The sequence below is a fragment of the Janibacter sp. CFPM2_SD2 genome, assembly GCF_057364645.1.
The window spans coordinates 1-9,104 of sequence record NZ_JBNFOF010000132.1; the positions used below are offsets into that span (position 1 = coordinate 1).

The 9,104-nt window shown below is 70.6% G+C and carries 9 protein-coding genes and 1 pseudogene; 5 read left to right on the forward strand and 5 right to left on the reverse strand.

The annotated features are described in order from the left end of the window. Positions 1 to 283 (forward strand): annotated as a pseudogene (locus tag AC2W7J_RS12325) (hypothetical protein); the annotation flags it as partial. A 49-nt stretch (positions 284 to 332) separates the two neighbouring features. Here the strand turns inward: AC2W7J_RS12325 and AC2W7J_RS12330 are convergent. Then, entirely contained in the window at positions 333 to 1,271 is a 939-nt protein-coding gene (locus tag AC2W7J_RS12330; RefSeq protein WP_485982730.1) for a hydroxymethylglutaryl-CoA lyase, read from the reverse strand. A gap of 69 nt (positions 1,272 to 1,340) precedes the next feature. Between AC2W7J_RS12330 and AC2W7J_RS12335 the strand changes: the two genes are divergently transcribed. Continuing rightward, positions 1,341 to 1,805: a hypothetical protein gene (locus AC2W7J_RS12335; RefSeq protein WP_485982732.1), complete on the forward strand. Its 465-nt coding sequence runs from the start codon at positions 1,341 to 1,343 to the stop codon at positions 1,803 to 1,805. A 1-nt stretch (position 1,806) separates the two neighbouring features. Then, positions 1,807 to 3,447, forward strand: coding sequence for a DNA repair helicase XPB (locus AC2W7J_RS12340; RefSeq protein WP_255185186.1), 1,641 nt, complete (start codon positions 1,807 to 1,809; stop codon positions 3,445 to 3,447). Between the two features lie 4 nt (positions 3,448 to 3,451). Here the strand turns inward: AC2W7J_RS12340 and ehuA are convergent, their stop codons facing one another. From ehuA to ehuB, 4 genes are read right to left on the reverse strand one after another with little or no spacing between them, the layout of a single operon-like run. Beyond that, positions 3,452 to 4,252: an ectoine/hydroxyectoine ABC transporter ATP-binding protein EhuA gene (ehuA, locus tag AC2W7J_RS12345; RefSeq protein WP_427802835.1), complete on the reverse strand. Its 801-nt coding sequence runs from the start codon at positions 4,250 to 4,252 to the stop codon at positions 3,452 to 3,454. Beyond that, positions 4,242 to 4,910: an amino acid ABC transporter permease gene (locus tag AC2W7J_RS12350; protein ID WP_255185184.1), complete on the reverse strand. Its 669-nt coding sequence runs from the start codon at positions 4,908 to 4,910 to the stop codon at positions 4,242 to 4,244. The genes ehuA and AC2W7J_RS12350 overlap by 11 nt, the downstream gene beginning before the upstream one ends. Next, positions 4,910 to 5,608 (reverse strand): ectoine/hydroxyectoine ABC transporter permease subunit EhuC, encoded by a 699-nt coding sequence (gene ehuC / locus AC2W7J_RS12355; RefSeq protein WP_255185183.1) that lies wholly within the window; start codon positions 5,606 to 5,608, stop codon positions 4,910 to 4,912. The genes AC2W7J_RS12350 and ehuC overlap by 1 nt, the downstream gene beginning before the upstream one ends. After that, positions 5,605 to 6,489, reverse strand: a complete 885-nt coding sequence (gene ehuB / locus AC2W7J_RS12360; protein WP_485982735.1) for an ectoine/hydroxyectoine ABC transporter substrate-binding protein EhuB — start codon at positions 6,487 to 6,489, stop codon at positions 5,605 to 5,607. The genes ehuC and ehuB overlap by 4 nt, the downstream gene beginning before the upstream one ends. Before the next feature lie 198 nt (positions 6,490 to 6,687). Between ehuB and AC2W7J_RS12365 the strand changes: the two genes are divergently transcribed. Further along, positions 6,688 to 7,401, forward strand: coding sequence for a response regulator transcription factor (locus AC2W7J_RS12365; protein WP_255185181.1), 714 nt, complete (start codon positions 6,688 to 6,690; stop codon positions 7,399 to 7,401). Positions 7,402 to 7,408: 7 nt separating this feature from the next. Further along, the coding region (locus AC2W7J_RS12370; RefSeq protein ID WP_485982738.1) for a sensor histidine kinase at positions 7,409 to 9,104 on the forward strand (1,696 nt) is incomplete at its 3' end.

Consider the following 9,104-nt stretch of genomic DNA (forward strand, 5'->3'; position numbering starts at 1 on the left):
GTCGTCGTGGGCGACGTGCGTGCGCAGCACCTTCGACCGCCACCGCGGCGCCCGACGGGCCGACCATCCCTGCACTCGACCGGCGAGCAGCTCGGCGCTGCTGCGCGAGGCGGCCGCCGACCGGCTGCCGGCCTGGGTCGGGGTGACCGACGCGGTCGGCGCGACCCGGCGGGTGCTCTTCCACCCGGCGTCCGTCGAGGGCGGGCGGGTCGTCGGCGAGGTCGACGGGGTCCCGCAGGTCTACTCGCTGCACCGGATCACCGGCGTCGTCATCGACGGCTGAGCCCCGCTCCCTTCGCCGCTGGGTAGCCGCCCCGGCCGCTCACCGCCGGTCAGCCGCCGGACAGCGCCTTGACCACCCGAGAGGGCGACGGCTTGCCGAGCTCCTGCGCCATCCACACGCTCGTCTCGACGAGAGCGTCGAGGTCGACGCCGGTCTCCACGCCGGCACCGTCGAGCATCCACACGAGATCTTCGGTCGCGAGGTTGCCCGTGGCCGACTTGGCATAGGGGCAGCCGCCGAGTCCACCGGTCGAGGCGTCGACGACGCTCACGCCGGCACGCAGCGCGGTCAGCGTGTTGGCCAGGGCCTGCCCGTAGGTGTCGTGGAAGTGCACGCCGATCCGGTCCACCCCGATCCCCCGCTGGTCGAGCGCGGCGAGCAGCGCCTCGACGTGGCCGGTCGTCCCGGTGCCGATCGTGTCGCCGACGGAGAGCTGGTCGCAGCCGAGGTCCATGAGCTCGGCGCAGGCGTCGGCCACCTGGCCCACCGGCACCGGCCCCTCCCACGGGTCGCCGAAGCACATCGACACATAGGCCCGCACCCACAGCCCCGCGTCCTGCGCGCGCTTGACCACGGGGGCGAACATCTCGACCGACTCCGCCCGCGAGCGCCCGAGGTTCTTCTGGGCGAAGGTCTCCGTCGCGCTGCCGAAGATCGCGACCGCCCCGACCCCGGCCTCGAGCGCCCGGTCGAGACCGCGTTCGTTGGGCACGAGCACGGGGCGAAGGGGGCCGCGCCCCACCTCGTCGAGGTCGGCGAGCAGCTCGGTCGCGTCGGCGAGCTGCGGCACCCAGCGGGGCGAGACGAAGGAGGTCGTCTCGATCGTCTGCAGGCCGGCGGCGGCGAGCCGGCGCACGAACTGCGCCTTGACCTCGGTCGGGACGCTTGCCTTCTCGTTCTGCAGGCCGTCGCGCGGACCGACCTCGTAGATCGTCACCCGACGGGGCAGGTCGGCGGCGGGCTCGGTCTGCGGCAGTGCACGACTCATGCGGCCCATCATGGCCCATCACGTACCGTGGACCCGGCTGCTGCACCAACCCGGGAGGACACCACAGGCATGAGCAACACCCCGTACCCGGACGAGCGGCCGGACCCCTACTCCGCCGACCCGTACTCGAGCGACCCCTATGTCCCGGGCAACCAGCCCGAGACCTCGCAGCCGCCCCTGCCCTACCCGCAGCAGCAGCCCCAGCAGCCGCCGACGACGCAGCTGCCGATGGCGGCCCCGCCCGGAGCGGGCGCCCCGCCGCCCTATGCCTACGCGACGCCCGTGCGCCCGGTGCCGGCCTCGCCGATCGTCCTGGTGATCCTGTCGGCGCTGGCGACGATGAGCGTCTACTGCTGCATCATCGGCATCCCCTCGCTCACGCTCGGCATCATCGCGCTGACGAAGAACTCGTCGGAGCCCGACGAGGCCGACCGGATGACCCGCTACGGCTGGATCTGCTTCGCGGCGACCACCGCCTTCCACATCCTCGCCGCCATCGGCTTCGTGGTCCTCATCGCGCTGTCGGAGGCCTGAGGTGGGGGCCGCCCCCGACGGTGCGCTGATCGTCCAGAGCGACAAGACCCTGCTCCTCGAGGTCGACCACGAGCGGGCCGCCGACGCCCGCCGGGCCATCGCCCCCTTCGCCGAGCTCGAGCGCGCCCCGGAGCACATCCACACCTACCGGGTCACCCCGCTCGGCCTGTGGAATGCCCGCGCCGCGGGCCACGACGCCGAGCAGGTCGTCGACGCCCTGCTCACCCACTCGCGCTACCCGGTGCCGCAGGCGCTGCTCGTCGACGTCGCCGAGACGATGGACCGCTACGGCCGTCTCGTGCTGGAGAAGGATGGTGAGCAGCTCGTCCTGCGCGCCACCGACCGGGCCGTGCTCACCGAGGTCATGCGGCACAAGAAGATCAAGCCGCTCCTGGGCGCACAGCTCTCCCCCGACGAGGTCGTCGTCCACCCCTCCGAGCGGGGCACGCTCAAGCAGGAGCTGCTCAAGGTCGGCTGGCCCGCCGACGACCGGGCCGGCTACGTCGACGGCGAGGCCCACCCCATCGACCTCACCGAGGACGGCTGGACCCTGCGGCCCTACCAGCAGCAGGCGGTCGACGGCTTCTGGGACGGCGGCTCCGGCGTCGTCGTCCTGCCGTGCGGCGCGGGCAAGACCCTCGTCGGGGCCGGCGCGATGGCCGCCGCGAGCGCCACGACGCTCATCCTCGTGACCAACACCGTCAGTGCCCGGCAGTGGAAGCAGGAGCTGCTCGAGCGCACCTCGCTCACCGAGGACGAGATCGGCGAGTACTCCGGGGCGCGCAAGGAGATCCGCCCGGTCACCATCGCGACCTACCAGGTGCTCACGCTCAAGCGCAAGGGCGTCTACCCGCACCTCGACCTGCTCGACGCCCGCGACTGGGGCCTGATCGTCTACGACGAGGTCCACCTGCTGCCGGCGCCGATCTTCCGGATGACCGCCGACCTGCAGGCCCGCCGCCGGCTCGGTCTGACGGCCACCCTCGTCCGCGAGGACGGCCGCGAGGCCGACGTCTTCTCGCTCATCGGCCCCAAGCGCTTCGACGCACCGTGGAAGGACATCGAGGCGCAGGGCTACATCGCGCCCGCCGACTGCGTCGAGGTCCGGGTGACGCTCAGCGACTCCGAGCGGATGGCCTACGCGACGGCCGAGCCCGACGACCGCTACCGGCTCTCGTCGTGCTCACCGGTCAAGCTGCCCGTCGTCCGCTCGCTCGTCGAGCAGCACCGCGGGGAGCCGACGCTCGTCATCGGCCAGTACCTCGACCAACTGCACGAGCTCGCCGAGCAGCTCGACGCCGACCTCATCACCGGTGAGACCTCGGTCAAGGAGCGCCAGGAGCTCTTCGCCGACTTCCGCGAGGGCCGCTCCAGCCTGCTCGTGGTCTCCAAGGTCGCCAACTTCTCCGTCGACCTGCCCGAGGCGACCGTCGCCATCCAGGTGAGCGGCACCTTCGGCTCGCGGCAGGAGGAAGCCCAGCGCCTCGGTCGGGTCCTGCGGCCGAAGGGGGACGGTCGCACCGCGCACTTCTACACCGTCGTCACCCGCGACACCGTCGACGCGGAGTTCGCCGCCCACCGGCAGCGCTTCCTCGCCGAGCAGGGCTACGCCTATCGCATCGTCGACGCCGACGACCTGTAGACCGTCACAGGATCGACGTCAGGAAGCGCTTCGTCCGCTCGTGCTCGGGGTTGCTGAGGATCGCGTCGGGTGTCCCCTGCTCGAGGATCTGGCCGTGATCGAACATCATCACCTTGTGCGAGACGTCGCGGGCGAACTGCATCTCGTGGGTGACGATGAGCATCGAGATGTCGGTCGAGTCCGCGACATCGCGCAGCACACCGAGCACGTCGCCGACGAGCTCCGGGTCGAGCGCCGAGGTCACCTCGTCGAGCAGCAGGATCTTGGGGTCCATCGCGAGCGCTCTGGCGATCGCGACCCGCTGCTTCTGACCGCCGGAGAGGCGGCTGGGGTGCTCGTCGGCGCGGTCCTTCAACCCCACCTGGTCGAGCAGCGCCAGACCGCGCTCGCGGGCCTCGTCCTTGCTCCGGCCGAGGACGTGCACGGGGGCCTCGGTGACGTTGTCGATGACCGACATGTTGGGGAAGAGGTTGAAGTGCTGGAAGACCATGCCGATCTTCTTGCGGGTCGCGGCAACCTCCTTCTCCCGCAGGCGGACCCGCTTGCCGTCACGCCGGTCGTGGGTCAGCGGCCTGCCGTCGATCCAGATGTAGCCACCGGTCAGCTCCTCGAGCGTCATGACGAGCCGCAGGATCGTCGTCTTGCCCGAGCCGCTCGGGCCGATGAGCGTCACCCGCTCGCCCTGCGCGACGTCGAAGTGCAGGTCCGACAGCACCGTGTGGTCCCCGAAGGACTTCTCGACGTCCTCGAAGCGGATGACGGGGGTGGACGAAGGGGGCGTCCCCCCGGTCGGGTCAGTAGACAAGAGCTTTTTCCAATCTGCGCACGGCCACCGCGGTGACCAGGCTGGCGACGAGGAAGATCAGGCCCGCGATGGTGAAGGCCTCGTTGTAGCGGAAGGTGTTGCCACCGGCCTGCTGGGCGACGGTGACCATCTCGAGCACGGAGATCGCGAAGAGGTACGGGGTGTCCTTGAACATCGAGATGGCCCAGTTGCCGAGCGCCGGGAGCGTCGACCGCAGCGCCTGCGGGAGGACGATGTCCCGCCACGTGCGCCCCTGCGGGAGGCTGAGCGCGCGGGCCGCCTCCCACTGGCCGGCGTCGACCGAGCGGATGCCGGCGATGAAGGACTCGGCCATGTAGGTCGCGTAGTGGATGCCGATGACCACGGTCCCGACCCAGAGCATGTCCCAGTCCACGGGCACGAGGAACTTCGCGAAGACCAGCTGGACGATCAGCGGCGTCATCCTGATGACGTCCATGACCCAGCGCACGGGGCGCGACAGGATCGCCGGCGCGACCTGGGTGATGACGGCCAGGAGCAGGCCCACGACGACGGCGACGGCCGTGCCGACGACGGTGATGAGCAGGGTGGCCGTGAAGAAGGCCTCGATGATCTCGGGGGCCAGCTCGCGCGCGGCCTCCCAGCTCCAGAACTCCTCGAAGGTGATGGCGGGCATCATCACAGCGCCACCCCCGCTCCGGCGTGGGCGCTCCGAGCGGGCAGGCCGAGCCGCCGGCGCGCCCGCTTCTCCAGCTGCCTCAGCCCGGAGGAGAAGACGAGCGCGAAGAGGTAGTAGATGACCAGGCCGATGCCGTAGGCGAAGACCGTCGTCGTGTTGATGCGCAGCTGGTCGATCTCGTAGGCGAGGTCCTGCAGCCCGATGAAGAGGGCCACGGCCGTGCCTTTGATGAGCATGACAAGCAGGTTGTTGTAGCCCGAGAGCATGAGCACCCAGGCCTGCGGCCAGATGATCCGTCGCATCCGGGTCAGCGGCGACATGTTGAGGGCCTTGGCGCCCTCCCACTGGCCGCGGTCGACGGCATTGATCGAGCCGCGCACGATCTCGGCCCCGTAGGCGCCGTAGTTGAGCCCCAGCGCGATGACGCCGGTGAGCACGGCATCCCAGCTCACGCCGAAGAGCGGCATGACGTAGTAGAGCCAGAAGAGCTGGACGACGAGCGAGGTCCCGCGGAAGAACTCCACGATGATCGTCGCGAGCCACCGCAGGGGCGCGACGGGGCTGATGCTCAGCAGGCCGAGGGCGACCGAGACGACGAAGGCCACCAGGGCCCCGCCGAGCGTGAGCTGGAGCGTGACGAGCACGCCCTCGCCCAGTCTCGGCAGGGCATCCCGGAGCGTGTCGAGATGATCGGTCACTTGGCGTCCGGCAGCTCGCCCTTGCAGAGCTGCTCGGTCGTCAGGTCGCCCTTGGGCCGCTCGGCGTCGGTGAAGCCGAACTCACCGATGACGTCGGTGTAGGCCTTCTCGTCACCGGTGATCTTGGCGAGCTCCTTGTTGTAGGCGTCGCGCAGGGTGTCGTCACCCTTCTTGAAGACGGTCGCACCGGCACCGACCTGCTCCTTGCCGTCGACGACGGCGACGAAGGAGTCGGTGACCTCGACCTTCACATCGGGGTTGTTCTCGTCCATGGTCCGCAGCGAGATCCCGGTGAGCGCGAAGACGTCGCTGCTGCCGCGCGCGACCGCGTCCATGCCGTCCTGGGGAGTCTTGACCTGGGTGGCCTCGATGTCGAGCGACTTGGCGTAGTCGGTCTCGATGGCGCCGCTCATCGTCGCGAGCTTGGCGCCGGACTTCTTGACGTCGTCGAGGTTCTTGAGGTTCTTCGGGTTGCCCTCGGGCACCATGAGCGCCGTCGTGTAGAGGATCTCCGGGTCGCCGAAGGAGGCCTCCTTGCAGCGGTCCGGCAGGATCGACATGCCGGCGGAGATGACGTCGAAGCGGCCGGCCTTCAGGCCCGGGATGAGGGCGTTCCACTCGGTCTTGACGCCCTTGACCTCCTCGATCCCCATGTCCTTGAAGATCTTCTTGTGGAGGGCGATCGTCGCTCCCGTGAGCTCGCCGTCCTTCTCGAAGGAGTAGGGCTCCTCGCCGGCGAAGGCGACGGTGATCGTCCCCTTGTCCTTGAGCTCCGACAGCTTGTCCCCCGACGAGCTGTCCGACTCGGAGTCGCCGCAGGCCGCGAGGGTCAGGGCGAGGGTCAGCGCGGCCGTTCCGGCCAGGGTCTTGGTGTGGCGCACAGGTTTCCTCCCATCGGAGGGTCTTCCCCGAGCCGGTCCCGGTCCTCCGAGTCCCTCCACCCGACCAAATCATCAGCGCGAAGGGGGGTTCCGCCGGTCTCCCCGCCCCCTTCGTTGTCAGTCCGTGACCAGCGCAACAGGCGGCCGGCACAGCCGGCGTTCAGCCGACGCCCAGACAACGGGAGCACACTCGATGGGGTGAGCACTCCCACGACCTCCGTCGACGTCCCCCACCTGCTGGTCGTCGAGGACGAGCCCAACATCCGCGAGCTGCTCGCCACGTCGCTGCGCTTCGCCGGCTTCGAGGTCGAGGTGGCGGGTGACGGGGCGAGCGCACTCGACGCGGTCCACCGCATGGAGCCCGACCTCATCGTCCTCGACGTCATGCTGCCCGACACCGACGGCTTCGAGGTCGCCGCGCAGCTGCGGGCCTCCGAGCGGCACCAGCCGATCCTCTTCCTCACCGCACGCGACTCCCTCGACGACAAGCTCAAGGGCCTGACCGTCGGCGGCGACGACTACGTCACCAAGCCCTTCTCCCTCGAGGAGGTCATCGCCCGCATCCGGGTGATCCTGCGCCGCACCCAGGACGTGCCCTCGAGCGAGTCGGTGCTCAGCTTCGCCGACCTCGAGCTCGACGACGACGCCCACGAGGTGCGCCGCGCCGGCCGCGTCATCGACGTCTCGCCGACGGAGTTCAAGCTGCTGCGCTACCTCATGCTCAACCCCAACCGCGTGCTGTCCAAGGCGCAGATCCTCGACCACGTGTGGGACTACGACTTCCGCGGCGAGATGGGCATCGTCGAGTCCTACATCTCCTACCTGCGGCGCAAGATCGACACCGAGGGCCTGCCCTCCCTGATCCACACCAAGCGCGGCTTCGGCTACGTGCTGCGCCTGCCTCCCGAGTGAGCCCCGCATGAGCATGGAGCGGGTCACCGCACCCGTCGTCCGCAAGCTCGAGGCGATGCCGCTCACCTGGCGGCTGATCGTCATCCTGCTCGCCCTGCTGCTCGCGGCCCTCGTCGCGACCTCGACCGCCATGGCCTGGCTGCTGCAGCGCGACCTCGAGGCCAATGTCGACGAGCAGCTGCGCACGGTCGCGATCCCGATCGCCGAGGACGAGGCCTCCTACTACGGCACCGACGACCCGACCGACATCTACAGCGGCAGCGACGGCAGCCCGACCAACCTCTACTTCGTGCGCCAGCCCGGCGACGGGGGCCCGTGGCGCTACCGCTTCCCCACCGGCGAGACCTCCCGGCCCGACGTGCCGGTCCTGCACGCCGACGACGTGCGCGTGCTGACCCAGGAGCCCTTCACGGTGACCTCGGTCGACGGCACCGCCAAGTGGCGCTTCATCGCCGGCCGCTACACCAACGGCTCGACCTTCGCGATCGGTATGCCGCTGTCGGGCGTCAACAAGATCATCGGCCGCTACGTCGCCGTGACCCTCGCCGTCGGCCTCGGTGCACTCGTCACCTGCGGCGTCCTCGGCTGGTTCGCCACCCGCCGGGCCTTCCGCCCCCTTCGTCGCATCGAGGACACCGCCGCGGCCATCGCCGCCGGAGACCTCACCCGACGCGTGCCGGTGCGGCACAGCCACGACGAGGTCGCGAGCCTCAGCGACTCGCTCAACTCCATGCTCGGGCAGGTCGAGCGCAGCTTCGCCGTCCAGGAGGCGTCGGAGACCAAGATGCGCCAGTTCGTCGCCGACGCGAGCCACGAACTGCGCACCCCGCTGGCGACGGTCCGCGGCTACGCCGAGCTCTACCGCCAGGGCGCGGTGCAGGGGCCCGAGGCGACGACCCAGGCCATGGACCGGATCGAGGGCGAGGCCTCCCGCATGACCGGGCTCGTCGACGACCTGCTGCTGCTCGCCCGCCTCGACGACCAGCGGCCGCTCGAGCTCTCCGACGTCGACCTCGTCGTCCTGTGCGCCGAGACCGTCCACGACGCGCGCGCCCGCGCGCCGCACCGCCGGATCCAGCTCGTCGGTCTCGACGGCGAGCTGCGGCCGGTCGTCGTGCGGGGTGACGACGGCCGCCTGCGGCAGGTGCTCAGCAACCTCATCGGCAATGCCCTCATGCACACCGCCGACGACGTCGCGGTCGAGGTGCGCACCGGGCAGGTCGGCGACCGGGCGGTCATCGAGGTGCGTGACCACGGCGCCGGCATCGACCCCGAGGCGGCCGCGCGGGTCTTCGAGCGGTTCTTCCGCGTCGACAAGGCCCGCTCGCGCGCCCGCGGCGGCAGCGGTCTCGGGCTGGCGATCGTCGCCGCGATCGTCGGCCAGCACCAGGGCGACGTCGGACGTCCGCGAGACGCCGGGAGGCGGCGCGACCTTCCACGTCGAGCTGCCCGGTGCGACCCCGGTCCGGCCCGCACGCGTCTAGCGCGACCCCGGGCGCTGGGCGCACAGGAGACTGACAGGTGGGACCAAGGGCGGTCCGAAGTGCGCGGACGAGAGTGGGAGCACAGCCTCGAGAAGGAGCCCCACGATGGACCAGCCCACCGCGCCACTGCCGCCGCAGCACCCTCAGCGGGGGGCGGCCGGACCCGTGCCGACCACCTCCTACGCCAGCGCCTGTCCGCGCCCCCGCGCCGCCGCACTG

Excerpts from the sequence above, each read along its gene's own strand:
- AC2W7J_RS12330 (WP_485982730.1), bottom strand. The coding sequence starts at position 1,271 with ATGAGTCGTGCACTGCCGCAGACCGAGCCCGCCGCCGACCTGCCCCGT.
- AC2W7J_RS12335 (WP_485982732.1), top strand. The coding sequence starts at position 1,341 with ATGAGCAACACCCCGTACCCGGACGAGCGGCCGGACCCCTACTCCGCC.
- AC2W7J_RS12350 (WP_255185184.1), bottom strand. The coding sequence starts at position 4,910 with ATGATGCCCGCCATCACCTTCGAGGAGTTCTGGAGCTGGGAGGCCGCG.